This is a genomic window from Pseudomonas sp. c313 (assembly GCF_055407145.1).
The window spans coordinates 781,833-805,251 of sequence record NZ_JBUZRD010000002.1; the positions used below are offsets into that span (position 1 = coordinate 781,833).

General features: G+C 57.4%; 16 protein-coding genes and 4 tRNA genes. 7 read left to right on the forward strand and 13 right to left on the reverse strand.

Annotated elements, in window-relative coordinates:
* Positions 1-147 precede the first annotated feature (147 nt).
* From ACZRKZ_RS08535 to ACZRKZ_RS08545, 3 genes are all read left to right on the forward strand, one after another.
* Complete coding sequence (locus tag ACZRKZ_RS08535) at positions 148-2,814, forward strand: autotransporter family protein (RefSeq protein ID WP_463981352.1); 2,667 nt, start codon at positions 148-150, stop codon at positions 2,812-2,814.
* A 281-nt stretch (positions 2,815-3,095) separates the two neighbouring features.
* Positions 3,096-4,226, forward strand: a complete 1,131-nt coding sequence (locus ACZRKZ_RS08540) for a carbon-nitrogen hydrolase family protein (RefSeq protein WP_463969410.1) — start codon at positions 3,096-3,098, stop codon at positions 4,224-4,226.
* Between the two features lie 3 nt (positions 4,227-4,229).
* A complete protein-coding gene (locus ACZRKZ_RS08545; protein WP_463969409.1) occupies positions 4,230-5,270 on the forward strand; it encodes an AraC family transcriptional regulator in 1,041 nt (346 codons plus the stop codon).
* Positions 5,271-5,277: 7 nt separating this feature from the next.
* On the opposite strand, the gene ACZRKZ_RS08550 is transcribed toward ACZRKZ_RS08545, so the two are convergent.
* A complete protein-coding gene (locus ACZRKZ_RS08550) occupies positions 5,278-5,415 on the reverse strand; it encodes a hypothetical protein (protein WP_463981470.1) in 138 nt (45 codons plus the stop codon).
* A 184-nt stretch (positions 5,416-5,599) separates the two neighbouring features.
* Here ACZRKZ_RS08550 and ACZRKZ_RS08555 point away from each other — a divergent pair, with 184 nt between their 5' ends.
* Positions 5,600-6,631, forward strand: coding sequence for a transketolase-like TK C-terminal-containing protein (locus ACZRKZ_RS08555; RefSeq protein WP_463981353.1), 1,032 nt, complete (start codon positions 5,600-5,602; stop codon positions 6,629-6,631).
* 1 nt (position 6,632) lies between these two features.
* Here the strand turns inward: ACZRKZ_RS08555 and ACZRKZ_RS08560 are convergent, their stop codons facing one another.
* Complete coding sequence (locus tag ACZRKZ_RS08560) at positions 6,633-7,103, reverse strand: MarR family winged helix-turn-helix transcriptional regulator (protein ID WP_463969407.1); 471 nt, start codon at positions 7,101-7,103, stop codon at positions 6,633-6,635.
* 155 nt (positions 7,104-7,258) lie between these two features.
* Here ACZRKZ_RS08560 and aceE point away from each other — a divergent pair, with 155 nt between their 5' ends.
* Positions 7,259-9,928, forward strand: a complete 2,670-nt coding sequence (aceE, locus tag ACZRKZ_RS08565; RefSeq protein WP_463981354.1) for a pyruvate dehydrogenase (acetyl-transferring), homodimeric type — start codon at positions 7,259-7,261, stop codon at positions 9,926-9,928.
* A gap of 6 nt (positions 9,929-9,934) precedes the next feature.
* On the opposite strand, the gene ACZRKZ_RS08570 is transcribed toward aceE, so the two are convergent.
* Positions 9,935-10,765: a DUF2242 domain-containing protein gene (locus ACZRKZ_RS08570; protein ID WP_463981355.1), complete on the reverse strand. Its 831-nt coding sequence runs from the start codon at positions 10,763-10,765 to the stop codon at positions 9,935-9,937.
* 326 nt (positions 10,766-11,091) lie between these two features.
* On the opposite strand from ACZRKZ_RS08570, the gene nhaA reads away from it, so the two are divergent.
* Positions 11,092-12,447 (forward strand): Na+/H+ antiporter NhaA, encoded by a 1,356-nt coding sequence (gene nhaA, locus ACZRKZ_RS08575; RefSeq protein WP_463981356.1) that lies wholly within the window; start codon positions 11,092-11,094, stop codon positions 12,445-12,447.
* A gap of 63 nt (positions 12,448-12,510) precedes the next feature.
* On the opposite strand, the gene ACZRKZ_RS08580 is transcribed toward nhaA, so the two are convergent.
* The 10 genes from ACZRKZ_RS08580 to ACZRKZ_RS08625 all read right to left on the reverse strand — a co-directional run bounded on the left by ACZRKZ_RS08580 (position 12,511) and on the right by ACZRKZ_RS08625 (position 22,114).
* The gene (locus ACZRKZ_RS08580; RefSeq protein WP_463969403.1) at positions 12,511-14,382 is read right to left on the reverse strand and encodes a SurA N-terminal domain-containing protein; all 1,872 of its coding nucleotides are present in this window, start codon (positions 14,380-14,382) and stop codon (positions 12,511-12,513) included.
* 230 nt (positions 14,383-14,612) lie between these two features.
* Positions 14,613-14,885 (reverse strand): HU family DNA-binding protein, encoded by a 273-nt coding sequence (locus ACZRKZ_RS08585; protein ID WP_074759350.1) that lies wholly within the window; start codon positions 14,883-14,885, stop codon positions 14,613-14,615.
* 146 nt (positions 14,886-15,031) lie between these two features.
* The gene (gene lon, locus ACZRKZ_RS08590; protein WP_463969402.1) at positions 15,032-17,428 is read right to left on the reverse strand and encodes an endopeptidase La; all 2,397 of its coding nucleotides are present in this window, start codon (positions 17,426-17,428) and stop codon (positions 15,032-15,034) included.
* A 177-nt stretch (positions 17,429-17,605) separates the two neighbouring features.
* On the reverse strand, positions 17,606-18,889 hold the full coding sequence (clpX, locus tag ACZRKZ_RS08595) for an ATP-dependent Clp protease ATP-binding subunit ClpX (protein ID WP_133100315.1): 1,284 nt from the start codon (positions 18,887-18,889) through the stop codon (positions 17,606-17,608).
* A gap of 106 nt (positions 18,890-18,995) precedes the next feature.
* Positions 18,996-19,637, reverse strand: a complete 642-nt coding sequence (gene clpP / locus ACZRKZ_RS08600; RefSeq protein WP_133100316.1) for an ATP-dependent Clp endopeptidase proteolytic subunit ClpP — start codon at positions 19,635-19,637, stop codon at positions 18,996-18,998.
* 92 nt (positions 19,638-19,729) lie between these two features.
* The gene (gene tig, locus ACZRKZ_RS08605; RefSeq protein ID WP_463981357.1) at positions 19,730-21,040 is read right to left on the reverse strand and encodes a trigger factor; all 1,311 of its coding nucleotides are present in this window, start codon (positions 21,038-21,040) and stop codon (positions 19,730-19,732) included.
* Positions 21,041-21,628: 588 nt separating this feature from the next.
* Positions 21,629-21,704, reverse strand: a tRNA-His gene (locus ACZRKZ_RS08610).
* A gap of 85 nt (positions 21,705-21,789) precedes the next feature.
* Positions 21,790-21,874 (reverse strand) — tRNA-Leu (locus ACZRKZ_RS08615).
* 55 nt (positions 21,875-21,929) lie between these two features.
* Positions 21,930-22,005: transfer RNA gene (locus ACZRKZ_RS08620), tRNA-His, on the reverse strand.
* 32 nt (positions 22,006-22,037) lie between these two features.
* A tRNA-Arg gene (locus ACZRKZ_RS08625) sits at positions 22,038-22,114 on the reverse strand.
* Between the two features lie 275 nt (positions 22,115-22,389).
* Between ACZRKZ_RS08625 and folD the strand changes: the two genes are divergently transcribed.
* Positions 22,390-23,244: a bifunctional methylenetetrahydrofolate dehydrogenase/methenyltetrahydrofolate cyclohydrolase FolD gene (gene folD, locus ACZRKZ_RS08630; protein ID WP_463969401.1), complete on the forward strand. Its 855-nt coding sequence runs from the start codon at positions 22,390-22,392 to the stop codon at positions 23,242-23,244.
* Positions 23,245-23,419 lie beyond the last annotated feature (175 nt).

The window sequence follows — 23,419 nt, forward strand, 5'->3', positions numbered from 1 at the left end:
CCAGGCGCCGAACCCTCCATGAGTATTCACCTGGGTCTAAATTCTGTTCACTCACCCTTGAACCAAGCGAGCGCGCCACATTATTTGCCAACCTGAACGACATGTACTAAACCCAGTACAGTTTTATAACTAGAACAAGACAGCCTTATGTACACGGAACGGTTATTTACCAAGCCTGCTCTACTCGGCGTGAGCGTACTTTCCCTGATGAGCCTCGCCTTGCAGCAAGCCCAGGCCGCGTGTGTACTTACCCCAGTCCTCGGGGTTGATTCTTATGTGTGCGACAGCGGCACCAGCGCTACCGGCCTTACCGACTTGTTGGGCAACAACACCCTGACACTCCCCGCCGGCGGCACCGGCACCATCAACGGCAACATCACCTTCGGTCCGGGCGCGGACTTCGTCGACATAAACTCTGGCCGCATCGTGGGGACAGTCACCCAGCGTGACGGTGCCGATCGCTTCCAGATCAGTGCCGGTACAGTCACCGAGGCTGTTTCCCAAGGCAATGGTATCGATGACTTTGTAATGAGCGGCGGACAAATCCAGTCCCTGGCCCAAGGGGACGGCCGCGACACCTTCCTGATGACCGGGGGTACCATCGTCGGCGCCTTTGAAGACGGCGACGTGGCGCAGCAGACCAGCGGCACCATCGGCCGGGTCGACATGAAGCTGGATAACAATATCTACGACATGTCCGGTGGCTCGATTCTCGGCAACCTGGTGACCGGTTTTGGCACCGACCAGATTATCGTTTCCGGCGGCACTATCGGCGGCAATATCAGCGTCAGCGGTGGCAATGACAGCATCACAATCAGCGGCGGGATCATTAACGGCGAAATCCGCGCCAGCATCGGCAACGACACACTCAACTGGATCAATGGCGGCCAGATCAAATCAGCCGTGCTGATGGGCGACGGCGACGATACCGCGCTGCTCAGCGGCCTGACTGAAAGCCTGTTAAGTACCACGCCGTCCATCGACGGTGGCCTGGGCAATGATCAGCTGACCTTCGATAACACCACCTCCAGCACAGCATCGCGTTACATCGGCTGGGAAACCGTCAACCTCAACAACAATTCGCGCTTCGACCTGGCGGGGGATTTTTTCCTCGGTGACAGCGTCAGCAATATCGGAACCTTTTCCATCGACAACAGCAGTGTGCTGGCCGTGACCCAGGGCAGCATCCGTCCCTATACCGCCGGCCAGTTGGCCACCCTCAGCAACGCCGGCACCATCGACATGACCACCGCCAGCAACAGCGCCACCGACTCGCTGACCGTGCACGGCAACTATGTTGGCAACAACGGCCAGTTGTGGCTGCAAACAGCGCTGGGGGACGATAACTCCGCCACGGACAAACTGGTGGTCTCGGACGGCACCATCAGCGGTAACACCCAATTGGCGGTGACCAACCTCGGTGGCCTCGGTGGCCTTACGCAAAACAATGGGATCGAGGTGGTGCAGGCGCTCAACGGCGCGGTCAGCACTACCGATGCCTTTGCCCTGAAAGGCTCGGTTTCTGCCGGGGCCTATGAGTACTATCTATTCAAGGGCGGGGTGACGGCGGGTTCGGAAAACAACTGGTACCTGCGCTCCTCGGTAGTGGCGGTGCAACCGCCCGTGGTACCGACGCCCCCACCGGTGCCGCCAGTCGTGGTGCCGATACCACCGATTCCACCGACACCACCCGTGGTCGCGCCCGATGAACCGCCCGTGGAGCCGCCGACCTCACAGCCTGTCGCGCCAGCCGAGCCCCCTGCTCCACCACCCACTCAAGTGCCGGCCGGAGCCTCGCCTGAGCCTGCCGTCACCACCCCACTACTGCCAACAGCGATCGCGGGCGCCGAGCCAATTCCCCTGTACCGCCTGGAAGTGTCCGTGTATTCGGTGGTGGTGCCGGCCGCACAGTTGATGACCTTGCAAGCGCTGGGTACGTTCCATAACCGCCAGGGCGAACAAAGCCTGCTGAGCGAAACCGGAGCCGTCCCGGCCGGCTGGGGTCGCGCGTATGGCAGTGATTTCAACAAGAGCTGGTCAGGCACCGTTTCGCCGAGTTTCGACGGTTCTGTCAAAGGTTATCAGGTGGGTCACGATCTCTACGCCTCTGAAACCAGTGGCGGGCAGACCCAGCGCTTCGGTTTGTTCGTGGGTCAAAGCCGTTTACAGGGCGACGTCAAAGGCTTTGCCTTGGGCTTCCAGGACCGCCGCTCCGGTCGGGTCAAACTTGACGGGGACAACTTCGGTGCCTACTGGACCCTAACCGATCCCAAAGGCTGGTACGTGGACCTGGTGGCCATAGGTACCCGACTGGATGGCGACAACAAATCCGACCGTGGCGTGAAGATGGACAGCAAGGGCCACGCACTGGCGCTGTCGGCAGAAGCCGGGTATCCGATTACCGTGTCAGAACACTGGGTAGTGGAACCGCAGGTCCAGGTGATCAACCAGCAGATTGATATGGACAGCCAGAATGACGGTATTTCCAAGGTCTCATTCGACTCCCAGGATTACTGGACCGGGCGCGTCGGCGCACGCCTGAAAGGCCGTTACCTGGTGCAGAACACACCGATCGAACCTTATCTGCGAGCCAACGCCTGGCGCACCTTCGGTGGTAGCGATACGGTGACCTACGATGACGTTGACCGGATCAAGAGCGATCACAAGTCCTCCTCCGCCGACCTGGGCGTGGGCGTGGTTGCCCGCTTGTCCTCAACGGTGAGCGTGTACCTGGCGGCGGACTACAACACTAATCTGGATACCAACGAACTGGAGGGTGTCAGTGGTAACGCGGGGGTTCGGATCAGCTGGTAAACAATCCCAGTCAGTCAAGCGAGCACAAGGCTCAAAATAACGAAGATCTCATGTGAGTGTGCGCTTGCCCCTAACTTCACTTCGATGGGTTTGGGTGCAAGTGCAGATCACATTTGACACAACCCATCCTCCGTGTTGAATGAGACCGACATTCACCCCGCCGCAAAAATATGATTTCATATCGATCTGAAATTTTTCGCCCAACCATTGTTTTTCGTACCTGCGATACAGTTTTAAGAGAACATGCAAGATCATGCACACCGTCCGTTGTCATTTTCCCCATGCGTAAACTGCTTGCCTTAACCCTCACCATGGCCTTCGTCGCCGCCGTTTCCGCCTATCTGGTCTGGACCCAGGAGCGCCCCGTGGGGCATTACCTGTCGGACCTGCGGATCAACCTGGCAGTCGACGAAGGTATCCCCGCCGATCGCGGCAACCTGCTGGGCATCCAGCCAGAACTGTTTCCCGCCGACTACCAGAGCCTGGAACGCCTGCACCTGAAACTGTCGGCCTACCTGCGCAAAGCCCAGGACCAAGGCCTGCTTAACGAGAAAACCATCGTCGTATTGCCCGAACATGTCGGCACTTGGCTGATGCTTAGTGGCGAAAAAGACCAGTTGTACCAGGCCACCAGTCTTGAAGAGGCGATGAACTGGCTGTCGGCCAGCAACCCGCTGCTGTTCCTTCGCGCCCTGATCAGCGCCGAGGGCGCCAACCGTATGGACGACGCCTACCTGCGCATGAAAGCGCCGACCATGGCGCGCGACTATCAGATTCTGTTTGGCGGCCTGGCCAAAGAGTTCGGCATCACCCTGGTGGCCGGCTCCATTGCCTTGCCCAACCCCAGTGTCAGCCAAGGCCAATTGCAGGTCGGCCATGGCGCGCTGTACAACGCCAGCCTGGTATTTGGCCGTGATGGCTTTCCGTTGGGCCAACCCCAGCGCCAGCTCTACCCGATCTTCGATGAACGCGGTTTTATCCAACCCAGCGATGAAAACGCCATCAGCGTGATCGATACGCCTGCCGGCCGCCTGGGCATCCTGATTGGCAGCGACAGTTGGTACCCGGACAACTACCGCAAGCTCAATGAACAAGGCGCGCAATTGGTGGTGGTGCCGGCGTTCGTCATTGGCCGCGATACGTGGGACAAACCGTGGCGTGGCTTCAAGAGCGTATCTACGCCGCCGGAAGTCAGCCTCAAACCCGAAGAACTCAGTGAAGGCGAAGCCTGGCACCGCCTGACGCTGATCAGCCAACAACCCATCAGCCAAGCCACGGCCGGCATGAGTGTTTTCCTGCGCGGGCAGTTCTGGGACCAGAGCAGTGCCGGGCAGAGCTTTCTCACCCGCAATGGCGAAGTGTTCGCCGACAGCAACGCGCGTGGTGCGCGCATGCTGAACGTCTGGCTGTAAATCATGAAGCCTGCGCCAATGCGCCTCGGGGATTTATCGGTGGGCTTTGTCCACACACTGGCCGACGCCATCCTCAGCCATGGCCTGGACCCGCAACCACTGCTGCTGCAATACGGCCTGGACCCGGCACGCCTTGGCGAGGCCGGTGCTCGCTTGTCGATCCCCCGCTACATGCGCCTGGGCCACGCGGCCATTCAGTTGACCGGCGATCCGAGCCTGGGTTTGCGCATGGGCCAGCTCAGTCGCTTGAGCCAGGCAGGGTTGGCTGGTGTCACCGCCGCCCAGGCGCCCACCGTACGCGAGGCAGCCCGCACGCTGACCCGCTTCGAAGCGTTGTATGGCGCCAATTACCGTGGTCAGTCCAGCTTTCATGAAGACGCCCAGGGCGCGTGGTTACGTTTCTACTCCATCAGCCCCTACAACGCCTACAACCGCTTTGTGGTGGACTCGATCATTGCCGGCTGGCTGCATCAGCTGTCGAGCCTGAGCGCAGAACCGGTGCGGGCCGAACGGATCGAGATCGAATTCGCGGCGCCCGACTACAGTCCGTGCTACAGCGTTCTGGGAGACTGTCAGATTCAGTTTGGTGCCGAGGCCAATCAACTGCGCCTGAGCCAACACACCCTGGCGCTGCGCAACCCCGCGCATTGCCCCAGTACCTGGCAAACGCTGTTGCAACTGTGTGAAAGGGAATTGGAGCAGTTGACCCGCACCCGCAGCCTGCGCGAGCGCATCACCCGTTTACTCGGGCCGATGCTCAATGGCGGCCGGGAACCCAACCTGGAAGAAGTAGCGGCACGCTTGAAGCTGCCAACCTGGACCTTGCGCCGCAAACTGGCCGAAGAAGGCACGCAGTTTCGGGCGATCCTCAACGATACCCGCCGCGACCTGGCCATGACCTATATTCGCGATACGGAACTGGCGTTCGGCGAAATCGCCTACTTGCTCGGTTTTGCCTCAGCCGAAGCCTTTCAACGGGCGTTCAAGCGTTGGAACAGCCAGACCCCAGGGGAGTTTCGCCGCAGTCAGCGGCATTCAGCCTGACGTCCGGTTACAGCTCTGTAGCGTCATCGGCCGGGTCCATCGGGTCCAGTTCAAAGGCCTGGTACTCCAGCAATTCTTCCTGGTAATCGTCCATTGTCAGCTCCTTGTTGAGTGCAACGCGGTGGTTGCTTAATGACCTGCTCAACCAGCCTAAAGTGCCGTCATGACGAAAAAATGTACGGGCGATGACGTTCCTGCACCTGAATATTAAACGTAGCCGCGTTCTGCTGATTTAGCATGACTTAACGGATGCAATTGCAATCATTGCAATTGCAATAATATATAAAAATCCATTAGGGTGTGGGCCTACGTTGCCAGGCGACCCAACCATGACCACCCTCATCTCCCGAACCGCGCTAGCCGCCCAGATCTGCATCGATACTTTGAGCGCTTCGGATCAGCCCCGCAGTTCGCCGCTGTATACCGTCATGGCAATGGCCAACACCCTGGAGTTCAACCCAGCGACCCGCCGACAAGCGTGGGTCATTCGCGGCCAATCTCGATGCCGACGTAACGGCGCCTGGCCCAGCTGGTTCGCCCGTAACACCGGTGAAAGACCAATGTTGTACCTGCACAGCGCGGCGTCATCGGCCCAACTGCTGGCGCTGTCCGCCGAGACCGCCCAACGCGGCATCTTGTGCAACGACATCGAAACCCATCCCTCTATCTGGCCCAAAGGCACGCAGCCTTCCCTACCGATGTGGTTGGCGAGCAACCCTCAATGCACGCCTTATGACCCGGCGTCAGGAGAGGAAACCCGGGCGATTATCCTGGCGGGCTTGCGGACGCTGTATGTCGACGGCAAGCCGGGCTTTTATTACCTGGCGCTGCACGACCAGGACGAAGGTCCGGGATTGAGTCCACAGAATTGTGAAGATGCGCTCAAGGGCATGTATCGGGTCAAGCGAGAACAAATCGGGGATCTGAGCGTACGCCTGCTCGGCGCAGGCCGGGCGTTTGAGGAGGTGCTGGGCGCCGCAACGTTACTGGAAGAAGAATGGAGCATCGCCGTGCAACTCTGGAGTTGTCCCAGCTACACCCGGCTGGCCCGTGAAGCACGGGCTGCTGAACGCTGGAATCGCCTGCATCCGAGCACCTCAAGGCGCAGTTGCCATTTGCAGGACTGTCTGGTGGGGAATGATGCGCCGGTGATTGCCGTCACCGGGTACCCGCAATCGATTGTCGATCCGTTGGCGGGGTACGTGGATGCACGGTTTGTAGCGTTGGGAGCGGGCTCGGTGGGAGCCTCGACACCCAGCCGCTACTGGATCACTGCGTTGGCCTTGAAGGCGCTGGCAGATGATGGGTATATCGATGCCGCGCAGGTTGAAACAGCCCTGCGCCGGTATCGACTGAAATGAATCAGCTCTTGCGCCGCCCACGGGACTGTACACACACGCTCATCGCCAGGCCCGCCGTGCGCTCCAGCGCATCGGCAAACCCCTGGCGCTGCTCAGCATCAAGCTGGGACAAAAACAGCTCATCCACTGTACTTTCGTAGATGCTCCACATCTTTTTGCGCAACACCCGGCCTTCTTCAGTGATTGAGACAAACGCCGCCCGCCCATCGCCGTCAGAGCGCGAACGCACCACCAGGCCATCCTTTTCCAGACGGTCCACCAGTCGCGTCAGGTTGTAGCGTTCGATAGCCAGCACATCCGCCAACTCATGCATGCGCCGGGTGCCATCAGGACCGCTTTCCAGGCCCCATAGCGCGTCATACCAGGCGTAAGGCGGCAGCCCTGCATTGGCCAGGCGCCGTTCAATTTCACGGATGACCGTCCTGTGGGCCCTGACAAACCGGAACCAGACATCAGGCTCTTTCGACGACATGCAACACCATCCGGGGAATTCAAGAAGGTTGCAATAGTAGCTCATCCCGCGCTAGATTCAGTCATGTAGTTGTAATTGCAACTACATTTGCAGTGTGCCACGCCGTCATCCCACAAGGACCCGCACGCGCAAATCCATTCACCCTGGAGCCCGACATGACCCAGAACACCGCAGCAAGACTCGACGACGATCCACAGGAAACCCGCGAATGGCTGGAGTCCATCGAATCGGTGCTGTCAGCCGAAGGCCGCCCGCGAGCCCATTACCTGATTGATCAGTTGCTGGATTTCGACGTGGCTCGGCATGGCGACTTCTACGGGCGCGTCACTACACCCTACGTCAACACCATCCCGGTGGATCGCCAACTGCCCTACCCCGGTGACCTGGCCGTCGAGCAACGTCTGAATGCGTTTATCCGTTGGAACGCCATGGCCATGGTCCTACGTGCCGGCAAACATTCCGGCGTCGGAGGACATATCGCCACGTATGCGTCGGCAGCGGTGCTCTACGACGTCGGCTTCGATCATTTTTTCCGTGGCCGCACCGACAGTTTCGACGGCGACCTTGTGTACATCCAGGGCCACTCGTCCCCAGGCATCTATGGGCGCGCCTACCTCGAAGGCCGGATCAGCGAAGCGCAACTGGACAACTTCCGCCGGGAAGCGGGCGGCGAAGGGTTGTCGTCCTATCCGCACCCACGGCTGATGCCGGACTTTTGGCAATTTCCTACGGTGTCGATGGGCTTGGGGCCGATCACCGCCGCCTACCAGGCACGCTTCATGCGCTACCTGGAATTTCGCGACCTCAAGCAGCACCAGGGCCGCAAAGTCTGGGCGTTCCTCGGTGACGGCGAGATGGACCAGCCGGAGTCCCTGGCGGCGATATCCCTGGCGGGCCGGGAAAAACTCGACAATCTGATCTTCGTGGTCAACTGCAACCTGCAACGCCTCGATGGCCCGGTACGCGGCAACGCCAAGGTAATTCAGGAGTTCGAAAGCCTGTACCGTGCTGCCGGCTGGAATGTGATCAAGGTGATCTGGGGCGGAGGCTGGGATGCGCTGCTGGAAAAGGACACCAGCGGCTTGCTGCGCCAGCGCATGATGGAGTGCGTGGACGGTGACTATCAGAACTACAAGTCGCAAAACGGTGCCTATGTGCGGGAACACTTCTTCGGCAAATACCCGCAACTGCTGACACTGGTTGCGGACCTTTCCGACGACGATATCTGGAAACTCTCGCGGGGCGGTCACGATCCGGACAAGGTCTACAACGCCTATGCCGCGGCCGTACGCCACAGCGGCCAGCCGACCGTTATCCTGGCAAAAACCGTCAAGGGCTTCGGCATGGGCGAGGCTGGCGAAGGGCAGAACATCAACCATCAGCTGAAAAAAATGGGCGACAATGCCGTGAAGGCCTTTCGTGATCGCTTCGGACTGGAAGTGGCCGATGACCAACTGGCGCAAATCCCCTACCTCAAACCCGCCGCCGATAGCGACGAAGCCCGTTACTTCGCCGCCCGGCGCCAGGCCTTGGGAGGCTATATTCCGGCGCGCACCAACAACGTCGAATCGTTGAAAATTCCGGAGCTTGAGGCGTTCGCAAACCAGCTCAATGACACCGGCGAGCGCTCGATTTCCACGACCATGGCCTTTGTACGCATCCTCGGCACCCTGCTCAAGGACCCCGACCTCGGCAAGCTGATCGTACCCATCGTCCCGGACGAGTCCCGTACCTTCGGCATGGAAAGCCTGTTCCGTCAGATCGGTATTCATTCCGCCGTCGGGCAGCTATACACCCCGCAGGACGCAGGCCAGCTCAGCTACTACAAGGAAAGCAAGGACGGGCAGATCATGCAGGAAGGCCTGAATGAATCCGGTGCCATTTCCTCGTGGATCGCGGCGAGTACGTCCTACAGCAATCACGGTTTGATGACCGTACCGTTCTACATTTTCTATTCGATGTTCGGCTTCCAGCGTGTCGGCGACCTGGCATGGGCCGCCGGTGATGCCAGGGCCCGTGGCTTCCTGCTGGGAGCCACTGCCGGGCGAACGACATTGATGGGCGAAGGCTTGCAGCATGACGATGGCCACAGTCACGTGCTGTCTTCGGTGATCCCTTGTTGTATTTCCTACGACCCGACCTTCGCGTTCGAATTAGCGGTGATCATTCGCGAAGGAATGCGCCGCATGTACGTCGAACAAGAGGACATTTACTACTACATCACCCTGCTCAACGAAAACTACCCGCATCCGGCGATGCCCGAGGGCGTCGCGGATGGGATTCTCAAGGGCATGTACCGGCTACAAGCCGGCGAAGAAACCCAACACCCCCAAGTGCAACTGATGGGCAGTGGTTCGATCCTGCGGGAAGTGATCGCCGCCGCAGACTTGTTGCGCATGGACTTCGGTGTAGTCAGCAATGTGTGGAGTGTCACCAGCCTTACCGAACTGCGCCGCGAAGGCCATGAGGTGGAACGCTGGAACCTACTGCACCCGCAGAGCGAGCCGCGCTTGAGCTATGTGGAACAGAGCCTGGCCGGTCAAGTCGGACCGGTGGTGGTCGCCACCGACTACATGAAGATCTTCGCCGACCAGATCCGCCCGTTCGTTGCTGGACGCCGCTTCGTGGCACTAGGCACCGACGGTTTCGGGCAATCGGATACACGGGAATCCCTTCGGGAGTTCTTCGAGGTAGATCGACATTTCATCGTGCTGGCCGCGCTGAAAGCCTTGGCCGACGACGGTCTGATCAGTCGCAGCCGCGTCAGCGAGGCCATAAGCCGCTACGGGATCGATGTCGACAAATCGAATCCCGTAGCGGTCTAGCTCAGCCTACTGTGCAGGTGTCGGCAGGGGCTCAATAGACTCTGTCGGCGCAGGCAACGTTGGCGCGGTTTCAACCGGTGCCGCTGGCTCAGAGGCTTGCGCTGGTGCAATCGGCGCAGCTTCCGGTGGCGGTGCCAACGGTTGCGATGCCTCGGGCTCTGCCGCAGGGGCGGGCGACGTTACCGGAACCAAGGGCGCGGGCACCGGGGGATTATCCGCCGCTGGGGCCGGCTCAGCCGGTGCCGCCGTGGGCTCCGGCACGCCCAGCTCGGCCTTGGGCTTTTCAGGAATATGCGCGGCCTTTTTCACTTCCTGTGGCAGAAAAACATCCACCAGCGCGAAATAACGGTCATAAAACTTGGGCGCAGACACTGTCTCACTGGCCACCTTGACCATCGAGTCATCGGTGGAGCCAATCGGCATCGACACCGACCCCAACACACCCACACCCAGGCTTGCGGAGTTGTTGACCTTCTTCAGTGCATAGCGATCCTGCAGGGCGTTGGCAAACATCGTCGAGTGATGATTCGCACTGCCATCGTCGGCGCACACCACGTTGAAACTAATCTGCAGATGGGTTTCACCGGTCTGCTGGAAACTCTTGTTACCAACCACCAGCTTCGGATCGCTGCTGGTGATGATATAGCCCTGGCTTAGCAAGGCACGCCTGGCCGCTTCGCAAGCCGCGATATCACTGACCGGATAATCACGTGAAAACGTACCGGAGTCGTCGAAATTCTCATGTTCATAAATAGCGGTCTTGGGCGACGAGCAGCCCGCGGCGCCCGCCAGCACCAGCGCCACGCCGAGGGCACGCAAGTGAAATGATATAGACATTGAAAATCCTGAGGAAAACAGTCAGGGCGGTATTGTGCAACAGATCGTGGCGTCGGCGCGCGGATTCCTGTCAGTAAAACGTCACAGTCTTACGGGACGGTGTCTGCAGGAAAAAGCCGCTCGCCCATAGGGTCGTAAACACCCGCAACTTCGCCGAGGCATTGCGACTTGATGGCCCTGACGGCGACGCTTCGTTTAACCGATGTTTAACCAGCAACGTGACTCAGTGTCGGTTAACTCTTATGATCGTACTGGGTGCGCTGTTGCATACAGCACAGGGTAGGTTAAAGGATAAGCATTGGTCGGGCCGCCAATGGAGACTTGTCGTGCCTGATAAACGCCCTACTATTCCCCGCCCACAGGTTTTAACTGAGGGCGCCCTGTCTGTGCTGGAGCGGTTTTCACGCATCGAAGCGGTCAGCGGTATCGTACTGCTGCTGGCAGCAATTGTGGCGCTGATCTGGGCCAATAGCCCTGCCGCCGATTCCTACGAACATTTCTGGAATACCCCACTCACTATTGGATTGGGGGACTTCACGGTCTCGCGTTCATTGCACTTCCTGGTGAACGACGGGCTGATGACCATCTTCTTCCTGGTGGTGGGTGCCGAGATTCGCCAGGAGATCAAGGACGGTGCACTCGCCAACCTGAAACTGGCTACCCTGCCGCTAGGGGCTGCACTGGGTGGAGTGCTAATGCCGGCGATCATTTATGCCCTGCTCAATCACGGTACCGAGGCCGCCAGCGGTTGGGCCGTGCCCACCGCCACTGATATCGCGTTCGCAGTGGGTGTGCTTGCGCTGTTGGGCAAGTCAATTCCCGGTGGCGTGCGCATCCTGTTGCTGGCCCTGGCAATCATTGATGACATCGTCGCTATCTTGATCATTGCCATCTTCTACACCGCCAGCCTGGACTACATGGGGTTGGTGATTGCGGCCTGCGGGTTGGCGCTGGTGCTGATTTTTCAGCGGATGGGCATTGGCAAAGCCGTTGTGTACGTTCTGCCGGGAGCCATTGTCTGGTTTGGCCTGCTCAAGACCGGTGTGCACCCGACGCTCGCGGGCGTCATGCTTGGCCTGATCACACCCGTCAGCTCCAGACCTACATCGGAACGGCCTCTGGACACCATCGGGCGCACGTTTCATGAACTGATTGAGCGACTTTCGCAATCAGCTGAAAGTGCGCATCAGGTCGCCAAACCGTTGAAGCAGTTGAGACAGGCCCAGCGCGAGATGTTACCGCCGGTGCAGCGCATTCAGGCGAGTTTACACCCATGGGTGGCCTTCGGGGTCATGCCGCTATTCGCCCTGGCCAACGCTGGGGTGAGTCTGCAAGGGTTCAACCTGGACGATCCGCTACCCCATGGTGTTTTCATGGGCGTCATCCTGGCTCTGGTACTCGGCAAGCCGCTGGGGGTAATACTGGCGAGCGTGGTGCTAGTCAAACTGAACATCTGCAAACTGCCTGAGGGCGTGACCTGGAACGGTGTCGGCCTGGTGGGCCTGCTGGCAGGGATTGGTTTTACCATGTCCATTTTCATATCCTCGCTGGCCTTCTCTGATCCGACGCTACTGTCGGCTGCCAAGCTGAGCGTGCTGACAGCTTCGTCCCTGGCAGCGGTGATTGGGCTGACCTGGGGCAAGCTCAAATTCTCGGGCAAGCGCCTGAATGGAAACGACTGACGGTCCATAAAAAAAGACCCCGGTTTTGAGGCCGGGGTCTTTTTATTCAGGCTGATAACGACATCAGAACTTCTTGATGTCAGCCTGGGCTTCCAACTGCTTGCGATAGGCAGCGAAGTCCTGCTGGCCAACACGGGACGCGAGGAAGCGACGATATTGCTCCTTCTCTTCGTCCGTCGGGGCAACTGCTTCGTTGACGGCGTTGAGACGCACAATCACCAAGCTACCATCAGACAGCGTCACGTCGCTGAACGTCGGCTTGTCCTTGGCGGCTGGCTTGGCCATCCGGAACAAGGCCTGCAGCACGGCTGGATCGATCCCTTCCTGACCACGGGTGGCCGCTTCGGTAACTTTCCATGCCTGACCATCGACCGCCTGATTCAGCGGCAACTTGCCATCGCGCAGGTTGGCAATCAGCTCATCGGCATGAGTCTTCGCCGCAGCGCTTGCGCGCTCCTTGGTCAACTGCGCACGGATGGCAGTGGCAACGCTTTCCAGCGGCAACTGTTCTGGCTTGCGATGCTCTTTGGCACGCAGCACCACGATGGTTTCCGGGTCCAGCTCGATGGCAGTGCTGTTGGCACCTTCATCCAATACTTCCGGGCTGAAAGCAGCGGTTACCACTGCGCGGTTTGCTGCAACACCTTCGCCACCTTCACGGCCAAATGGCGCGGAGGTGTGCACGGTCAGTTTCAGGTCCGAAGCCGGCTGAGCCAGATCGGAGGCCTCAAACGCGGCGTCTTCCAATTGCTTGGTCGCTTCGACGAAACGCTGCTCAACCTGTTGGGTCTTGATTTCGCGGGTCAGCTTGTCTTTCAGGCTGGCAAACGATGGCACTTGCGGTGCTTCAACACCCAACAGCTTGATCAAGTGCCAGCCGAAGGTGGTACGTACCGGCTCCGATACCTGATCCTTGTTCAAGGCATACAGGGCTGTTTCGAAGTCTGGGTCGTAGACACCCGGGCCCGCGTAACCCAAGTCACCGCCATTGCTGGCCGAACCTGGGTCCTGCGAAAACTCCTTGGCCAGGGCTTCAAAGCTTTCGCCCTTGGCCAGGCGGGCCTGCACTTCTTCGATCTTGGCCTTGGCTTGCGCCTCGTTCACCTTGTCGCTGACTTCAATCAGAATATGCGCGGCGCGACGCTGTTCAGCGAGGTTGGCGGTTTCTTTCTGATACTGCGCCTGCAGCTCATCGTCCTTGACGGTGACTTGGTCAAAGAAGGAAGACTTCTTCAACTCCAGGTAATCGATGACCACCTGATCCGGTGTCATGAACTCTTTGGCGTGCTGGTCGTAGTAAGCCTTGACCTCGTCATCGGTGAGTTTCACCGCAGCCGGGTTGGCCTTGACGCTTACAGTGGCGAAATCGCGGGTCTGCTTTTCCAGACGAGCAAATGCCAAAACCTGCGCATCGGTTACAAAACCGCTGCCGGCAATACCTGCACGCACTTGGCCGATAAGCATTTCCTGGGTCAGCATCTGACGGAATTGCATACGGCTGTAGCCCAACTGACGGATCACCTGGTCGAAACGCTCAGCGTTGAACTTACCATCGACCTGGAATTCCGGCGTCTGCAGGATCACTTGATCCAGCGCAGCTTCCGAGAAAGCGAATTTCGAGTCAGCCGCGCCTTGCAGCAGCAGCTTGCGATCGATCAGGCCTTTGAGGGCAGCGTCGCGCAGCATTTTTTCATCCAGCAAGGACGCGTCAAAGTCCTTGCCCAACTGTTGCATCAGCTGCCGACGTTGCGTGTCGACGGCCTGGCTCAGCTCGTTTTGACTGATTTCTTCACCATTGACCTTGGCCGCATCCTGGCTGTTGGTCGTGGCCTGAAAAATGGCCTCGATACCGGTGAAAGCCATCAATACAACGATGATCCCGATAATGGTCTTGGCAATCCAGCCTTGTGAATTGTCCCTGATATTTTGCAGCATGCGTCCCCCAGAAACGGTTGAACTTCAAAATTAGGCAACCGTGGAGCGTGGGTAGAGTCCGGATAGAAGAAAGGCGCATCCGAGGATGCGCCTTCTCGTAACTGGCGGAGCGGTCGGGGGTTAGAACCCACACCCCCGGCGTGGCGACCCAACATAAGCTGGGTCTGGTGCCGCTCCGCTGCCAAGTCAGACTTGCGTGTGACCCGGATAGGCAAAAGCTTGAACGAAGCTTAGTTAACAGCTTCTTTCAGGGCTTTACCGGCTTTGAAACCTGGTTTTTTGGCTGCCGCGATTTTCAGGGCTTCGCCAGTCTGTGGGTTACGGCCAGTGCGAGCTGGACGATCGGTCACAGAGAAAGTACCGAAACCAACCAGTACCACAGAGTCGCCGGCCTTGAGAGCGCCAGTGACGGATTCGATTACTGCGTCCAGCGCCCGGCCAGCAGCGGCTTTCGGGATATCAGCAGATGCGGCGATAGCATCAATCAGTTCCGACTTGTTCACTCTAAGTCCCCTTATATCTATTGAGTATGATTCTAAGTTTTTTGGTGAAAGCAAAAACCAGTACTGAATGGCCTACAGACACTTAAGAGCCGCTTTATAACAAGGGCTCTAAAAAGCTGTCAAGGAAGCCCCCAAGCTTAAACGTATTAATGCGTGCTAATTCTTTCCTTAGAGTCAGTTTCGCGCTTTTCGTCCTTTGCAACTATCTCCGGAGCCACATCCGGCAAGGGCTCCGGCGCGTATTGCAGCGCAATTTGCAGGACCTCGTCAATCCATTTAACCGGTTTAATCTGAAGATCCTGCTTGATATTGTCAGGAATTTCCTTCAAGTCGCGAACATTCTCTTCCGGAATAATCACTGTCTTGATTCCGCCACGGTGCGCAGCCAGCAATTTCTCCTTGAGACCACCAATGGCCAGCACCTGGCCACGAAGGGTAATTTCCCCGGTCATGGCCACGTCGGCGCGTACTGGAATGCCGGTCAATGCCGAAACAAGGGCCGTGCACATGCCTACGCCTGCGCTAGGGCCGTCCTTGGGGGTTGCCCCTTCCGGCATATGGATGTGAGTGTCGCGCTTCTCATGGAAGTCCAGGGGGATGCCCAGACTCTTGGCACGACTGCGCACCACGGTCAGTGCAGCGGTGATGGACTCGACCATCACATCGCCAAGGGAACCGGTCTTGATCAATTGCCCCTTGCCTGGTACCACAGCGGCTTCGATGGTCAGCAACTCGCCACCCACCTGAGTCCAGGCAAGGCCCGTAACCTGGCCGATCTGATCCTGCTGCTCAGCCAGGCCATAACGGAATTTACGCACGCCTAGGAAATGTTCCAGCAAGTCAGCCGTAACCTTCACCGAGAAGCGTTTTTCCAGGGAATGCTCCTTGACCGTCTTGCGGCAGATCTTCGCCAATTGACGCTCAAGACCCCGTACACCGGCTTCGCGGGTGTAGTAGCGAATGATGTCGCGGATTGCCTCGGCATCAAATTCGATCTCGCCTTTTTTCAGGCCGTTGGCTGAAATCTGCTTGGGCGAAAGGTATTTGACGGCAATGTTGATCTTCTCGTCTTCGGTGTAGCCCGGCAGACGAATCACCTCCATCCGGTCCAGCAAGGCTGGCGGGATATTCATGGAGTTGGAGGTGCACAGGAACATCACATCGGAGAGGTCATAGTCGACTTCCAGGTAATGGTCGTTGAAATTGTGGTTCTGCTCAGGGTCGAGCACTTCCAGCAAGGCAGATGCCGGGTCGCCACGCATGTCGCTGCCCATTTTGTCGATTTCATCGAGCAGAAACAGCGGGTTGCGCACACCCACTTTTGTCATCTTTTGAATCAATCTTCCTGGCATCGAACCGATGTAAGTACGGCGATGACCACGAATTTCCGCTTCATCGCGCACGCCGCCGAGGGCCATGCGTACAAACTTACGGTTTGTTGCGTGGGCAATGGACTCAGCCAGGGAGGTTTTACCCACACCAGGAGGACCGACCAGACACAACACCGGCCCGCGAATTTTCTTCACCCGCTTCTGCACGGCGAGGTATTCGAGGATGCGTTCCTTGACCTCTTCCAGGCCATAGTGATCGGCGTCGAGAATATCTTCGGCGCGAGTCAGGTCCAGACGCACTTTGGTCTGGGCCTTCCACGGCACCTGGACCAGCCAGTCGATGTAGGAACGTACCACGGTGGCTTCAGCGGACATCGGCGACATCTGCTTGAGCTTATTCAGCTCGGCGGTCGCCTTGGTCAAGGCATCTTTCGGTAGGCCAGCAGCATCGATGCGCTTTTTCAGCTCTTCGATTTCGTTGTGGCCTTCTTCGCCGTCACCCAGTTCTTTCTGAATGGCCTTCATCTGCTCATTCAGGTAGTACTCGCGCTGGCTGCGCTCCATTTGCTTCTTGACTCGACCACGGATGCGCTTTTCAACCTGCAACAAGTCGATTTCGGCATCCAGCAATGCCAGGACATGCTCGACCCTGGCAGACAAATCGATAATTTCGAGGATGTCCTGCTTCTGGTCAATCTTCAGCGCCATGTGCGCGGCCATGGTGTCCACCAGGCGGCTTGGCTCATCAATACTGTTGAGGGAAGACAGGACTTCAGCCGGAACTTTCTTGCCCAGCTGTACATATTGTTCAAATTGGGAAAGCAAGCTGCGAACGAACACTTCGGATTCGCGCTCAGGGGCATCGACTTCATCAATCAGCGCCACTTCGGCGCGCAGATGGCCATCCACCTCCATGAAGCGCTCGACCGCGCCACGCTGCTCACCTTCGACCAGCACCTTTACAGTGCCGTCAGGCAGCTTGAGCAGTTGCAGAACAGTGGCAATGGTACCAACGCGATATAGGGCATCTTCGCCCGGATCGTCGTCGGCAGGATTTCTCTGGGCCAGCAGCAGAATCTGCTTGTCGCCCGTCATCGCGGCCTCGAGGGCTTCGATAGACTTCTCGCGCCCCACGAACAGCGGGATAACCATGTGCGGATACACAACGACATCACGCAATGGCAGGAGAGGCAATTCGATGGTTGTCTTCATGATTTCGCCTCTACGGCGGCCCAAGGGGCCGTAAACAGATGGAAGTAGCCTGAAACCAAGATGGGGGCTGCCTGCAAAAAAAACAAGCTCAATGGCAGCAGTTAAACGCAGTAAAAACAAAGGGGCCCAAAGGCCCCCTTATTTTGTACAGCTGGTTCTATTGCAGCAGGACGACACTTACGCGTCAGGTGCAGCCTTGGCAGCCGGCTCACTGTTTTCATAGATATACAGTGGCTTGGACTTGCCTTCTATAACGCTTTCGTCGATCACGACTTTACTCACCTCAGACTGCGAGGGGATTTCGTACATCGTGTCGAGCAATACACCTTCGAGGATCGAACGCAAACCACGAGCGCCGGTCTTGCGCTCCAGTGCCCGCTTGGCCACCGATTTGAGCGCGTCAGCACGGAACTCAAGGTCCACGCCTTCCATCTCGAACAGCTTGGCGTACTGCTTGGTCAGGGCGTTTTTCGGCTCGGTGAGGATCTGCATCAATGCAGCCTCATCAAGCTCGTCCAGGGTCGCCAGGACAGGCAGGCGACCGACGAATTCCGGGATCAGACCGAACTTGACCAGATCGTCAGGCTCGACTTCACGCAGGGACTCACCGACTTTCTTGCCCTCTTCCTTACTGCGCACTTCTGCACCGAAGCCAATGCCACCACGGGTGGAACGGCTTTGAATAACCTTTTCCAGACCGGAGAACGCACCGCCGCAGATGAACAGTATATTGCGCGTGTCAACCTGAAGGAATTCCTGCTGGGGATGCTTGCGGCCGCCTTGTGGCGGTACGGAAGCAACCGTGCCTTCAATCAGTTTCAACAGTGCTTGCTGCACGCCTTCACCGGAAACGTCCCGGGTAATCGAAGGGTTGTCGGATTTGCGCGAAATCTTGTCGATTTCATCGATGTAGACAATGCCCATCTGGGCTTTTTCCACGTCGTAATCGCATTTCTGCAGCAGCTTCTGAATAATGTTCTCGACATCCTCACCTACGTAACCGGCCTCGGTGAGGGTGGTTGCATCGGCAATGGTGAAGGGAACGTTCAGCAGGCGAGCCAAGGTTTCTGCAAGTAGGGTTTTACCCGAACCTGTAGGACCAATCAGCAAGATGTTGCTTTTGCCGAGCTCGACATCGTCATTCTTTTTGTCACGCTGGTTCAGCCGCTTGTAGTGGTTGTACACCGCTACGGCCAAAACCTTTTTTGCACGCTCTTGACCAATCACATACTGATCAAGGATGCCGCTGATTTCTTTAGGCGAAGGCAATTTATGCGCGCTGCTTTCGGCCTGGGCTTCCTGCACCTCCTCACGGATGATGTCATTGCACAGGTCGACGCACTCGTCGCAGATAAAGACCGAGGGGCCGGCAATCAATTTGCGCACTTCATGCTGGCTTTTGCCACAGAAGGAGCAATAGAGCAATTTGCCGTTGTCCTCGCCGTTGCGGGTGTCAGTCATTCGATCGATCCAAATCCGATAGGCTTGCAACACAAGATGAAGGCTATTGCGGGCTTTTTCAAGTCCGCAGGTGGTCAGTTAAACCAACCACCTACATTTGGGCTGCTTAGGCAGGCATGTGACGCTTCTGCATGACCGAGTCGATCAGCCCGTATTCGGCTGCGCGCTCGGCACTCATGAAGTTATCACGTTCGGTGTCGCGCTCAATGGTTTCGAGGCTTTGACCAGTGTGATGGGCCAACAACGTATTGAGGCGCAGGCGAATATTCTTGATTTCCTCAGCATGAATGAGGATATCGGTCGCTTGCCCCTGGAAACCACCTAGCGGCTGGTGAATCATCATCCGCGAGTTCGGCAGGCAGAAACGCTTGCCCGCTGCGCCACCGGCGAGCAGAAAAGCACCCATGCTGCAGGCTTGGCCGATGCAGGTAGTGGAGACGTCAGGCTTGATGAACTGCATGGTGTCATAGATCGACATCCCCGCAGTGACCGAACCACCTGGCGAGTTAATGTAAAGATGGATGTCCTTGTCCGGATTTTCCGCTTCAAGGAACAGCAGTTGCGCCGCGACCAGGTTGGCCATGTAGTCTTCTACCGGGCCAATCAGGAAGATCACTCGTTCCTTGAGGAGGCGCGAGTAGATGTCATAGGCGCGCTCGCCACGGGCGGACTGCTCGATAACCATCGGGACCAGGCCGCCTGCGGCCTGGATGTCAGAACTCTGCTGATAATAAGAATTGCGGGACATGTCCTGCAGTCACTCCCAAATAGTCATGTCTTGAATACGCATAAGCCAGCGCGAGGCTGGCTTATGTGTGCATTTTCAAACGTGTCGGACAATCAGTCGGCTTGTGCTGCTTCCGCCGGCTTGACTGCTTCTTCGTAAGAGACCGATTTATCGGTCACGCTAGCCTTCTGCAGAACAGTATCCACAACTTGTTCTTCCAGCACAACCGAACGCACTTCGTTCAGCTGCTGGTCGTTCTTGTAGTACCAGGACACAACCTGCTCAGGTTCCTGGTAAGCCGAGGCCATTTCCTGGATCAGCTCACGAACGCGGGTTTCGTCAGGCTTGAGGTCGAACTGCTTGACCACTTCAGCCACAACCAGGCCCAGAACAACACGGCGTTTGGCTTGCTCTTCGAACAGCTCGGCCGGCAGTTGATCAGGCTTGATGTTGCCACCGAACTGCTGAACAGCCTGCACGCGCAGACGATCGACTTCGTTGGACAGCAGAGCCTTAGGCACTTCGATCGGGTTGGCGGCCAGCAGACCGTCCATGACCTGGTTCTTGACCTTGGACTTGATAGCCTGACGCAGTTCACGCTCCATGTTCTTGCGAACTTCGGTGCGGAAGCCTTCGATACCGGTTTCCTTGATACCGAACTGGTTGAAGAACTCTTCGTTCAGCTCTGGCAGCTTAGGCTCGGAAACGGTGTTGACCGTCACGGTGAACTCGGCGGCTTTGCCAGCCAAGTCCAGGTTCTGGTAGTCAGCCGGGAAAGTCAGGTTCAGAACACGCTCTTCGCCGGCTTTAGCGCCAACCAGACCATCTTCGAAACCAGGGATCATGCGGTTGGAGCCCAGCACCAACTGAGTGCCCTTGGCGGAGCCGCCAGCGAATACTTCACCGTCAACCTTGCCAACGAAATCGATGTTCAACTGGTCTTCGTTCTGGGCGGCGCGCTCGGCCACTTCAAAGCGAGTGTTCTGCTTGCGCAGGATTTCCAGCATGTTGTCCAGATCCGAATCAGCCACTTCAGCGCTGAGGCGCTCGATGGCGATGGATTCGAAACCGGCAACGGTGAACTCAGGGAATACTTCGAAAACTGCAACGTATTCCAGATCCTTGCCCGCTTCCAGCGATTTAGGCTCGATGGAAGGCGCGCCAGCCGGATTCAACTTTTGCTCGACAACAGCTTCGTAAAAGGAAGACTGGATTACGTCGCCTACAGCTTCCTGGCGCGCATCAGCACCAAAGCGGCGCTTGATTTCGCTCATTGGCACTTTGCCTGGACGGAAACCAGCGATCTTGGCCTTTTGGGCAGTCTGCTGCAGACGCTTGTTGACCTGAGTCTCGATGCGTTCAGCCGGCACGGTGATGCTCATGCGGCGCTCAAGAGCAGAAGTATTTTCAACAGAAACTTGCATGGATATTCCTCGTTGCACAGACGTTAGCCGGCCGTTTCCGACCCCAGAATCAAGGGCATGCATTCTAGTGGGTCAAACTCAAGAAGTCACCCTACTGAAAACGGGTAAAAAAACAGCAGGCCATTTATAGGAGCGAATGCAGGAATGCACCTCGCCCCGCTAGCAATACATCCCTTCACGCCAAGGCTCTGCGCCAACACTTCTATATATAGAAGCGATTGTCGATCAGCTCCCTGACAGCCGACCCACAAACGGGATCGGCGGACACGGCGGCATCATCGAGAAACATAAATACGACGAAACACCCTATCCCTGCAGCCCAATACCTGCGACCACGCTGAAACTCAAGCCACTTAAACAAAAACGGCACAGCCCTTTTTCAGGTGCTGCGCCGTTATCTGCTATTAAATAGCTGCACCGACCCCGATGTAACCGGATCAGCTCCATGCGTTCAAAACCGGCAGCGATTCTAACGCCAAGGCATTGAGAATGCTTGTTTTTTTCTTGACTTCGAGAATGCGCAACAACAAAGGCAGAAAAAACAGCATAAAAAAAGCGCCAGACTATTAATCTGGCGCTTTCTAAATATGGGGTGGACGAAGGGGATCGAACCCTCGACAACGGGAGTCACAATCCCGTGCTCTACCAACTGAGCTACGCCCACCATTGTAGCGTGACCAAAAAATCCGACTAGAACGGATTTTTTGTTGAGCTTTACTAAAGGCAGTAGACCCAAGTAAGGCTTGATTTGGTGCGGATGAAGAGACTCGAACTCTTACACCTTGCGGCGCTGGAACCTAAATCCAGTGTGTCTACCAATTCCACCACATCCGCGGTTGAAGCTCTTAAAGCAAAGGCGCCAGACTGTTAATCTGGCGCCTTTTAAATATGGGGTGGACGAAGGGGATCGAACCCTCGACAACGGGAGTCACAATCCCGTGCTCTACCAACTGAGCTACGCCCACCATATAGCGCTACTTGTGCCAAAGCTGCCTAATGGCGCACCCGGCAGGACTCGAACCTGCGACCATCCGCTTAGAAGGCGGATGCTCTATCCAGCTGAGCTACGGGCGCTTTATTAATCTGTACTCTTTGAGGATTACAAACTAAGTGCTTCCAGCCTTACAGAACAAACATTCTGCTCGACCTTCTTAACCAGTGCTAGGCTGTGCCCGACAAGTGCGACGAATAGTATAGACGCCCCCGGAACTCGTCAAATCCTTTTTAAAAAAAACTCATTTTATTTAAGGGGTTAGGGGAATTTACAGACCAAGCGCCTTTGCCCTCACGTCCTGGCGTGCGAGAATGCGCGCACTTTTCTTCCCCTTCTCGATGGTTAATCACGCGTAATGACTGCACAACTTATCGACGGCAAAACGATCGCCGCCAGCCTGCGCCAGCAGATCGCCAAACGTGTCGCTGAGCGTCGCCAGCAGGGCCTGCGCACGCCTGGCCTCTCGGTGATTCTGGTCGGCAGTGATCCCGCCTCTCAGGTTTATGTCTCGCACAAGCGTAAAGACTGTGAAGAGGTCGGCTTTATTTCCAAGGCCTATGACTTGCCTTCCGATACCACCCAGCAGGCACTCACCGACCTGATCGAGAGCCTCAACGACGACCCGAAGATCGACGGCATCCTGCTTCAGCTGCCGTTACCCCAGCATCTGGATGCGTCCAAACTGCTGGAATGCATTCGCCCGGATAAAGACGTCGACGGCTTCCATCCTTATAACGTCGGCCGCCTGGCCCAACGCATTCCGCTGCTGCGGCCCTGCACCCCGAAGGGCATCATGACCCTGCTGGAAAGCACCGGCGTCGACCTCTATGGTCTGGATGCGGTCGTAGTCGGCGCTTCCAACATTGTCGGTCGCCCGATGGCAATGGAATTGCTGCTGGCCGGTTGCACCGTGACCGTCACCCACCGTTTTACCAAGGACCTGGCCGGCCACGTCGGCCGGGCGGACTTGGTGGTGGTCGCCGCCGGCAAGCCAGGCCTGGTGAAAGGTGAATGGATCAAGGAAGGCGCCATCGTCATCGACGTCGGCATTAACCGTCAGGAAGACGGCAAGCTGGTGGGCGATGTGGTGTACGAAACCGCCCTGCCCCGTGCCGGCTGGATCACCCCGGTTCCGGGCGGCGTCGGCCCAATGACCCGTGCCTGCCTGCTGGAAAACACGTTGTATGCTGCAGAAACCCTGCACGACTAATAACCAGCCGCTCTGAAAAAGCCCTGCCTTATGGCGGGGCTTTTTATTGCCCCGAAAATAACTGCTTTTTTCTTTGTTTTTAAGAGCTTTAGTCTGGTTCTGGAAGAACATTCGACAGTTTCTGATCCATACTTCTAAAATGTAACGTCATTTTTCAGAAAGCCCGTTGCAGAAC